Origin of the sequence: Vibrio sp. 10N.222.49.C9 (genome assembly GCF_041474985.1) — a bacterium.
Lineage (GTDB): Bacteria > Pseudomonadota > Gammaproteobacteria > Enterobacterales > Vibrionaceae > Vibrio > Vibrio crassostreae_C.
In genome coordinates this window covers 1-342 of record NZ_JBFRVD010001296.1, presented here as the reverse complement: position 1 = coordinate 342, position 342 = coordinate 1, and the positions used below count along the sequence as shown (strand labels likewise).

Genomic DNA, 342 nt, shown 5'->3' with positions numbered 1-342 from the left:
GCAATTTCTTCTGCTTGAGCCTGATGACTTTGCAATAGATACGCCACTCGAGCCATCAACACACTGGTTTTACCGGTACCTGCTCCCGCTAAGATCAGGTTGTGATCATTATTTAGCAAGACTGATTTTTGCTGAGAGGCATTTAGAGGAGAGTTTTCAATTTGTGCAAACAACACTTGCCAGTTCTGAGTTTCATTGGTGAGCCAGAGTTCATTACGCTCCTTAACCATGTCCCCTTTAGGGCATAGCCATTGGTTCACCTCTTGCATATTTTCAGGCATGCGCTGGTTTGCATCATTCAAGCTGATGTTCATCTCTTCAAGATCAGCATGCACCATCTCT

1 protein-coding gene is annotated in these 342 nt (G+C 44.4%); it reads right to left on the bottom strand.

The window, feature by feature from the left end:
• On the bottom strand, positions 1-342 hold a 342-nt coding region (locus tag AB4585_RS27985; protein ID WP_372172020.1), incomplete at both ends, for a UvrD-helicase domain-containing protein.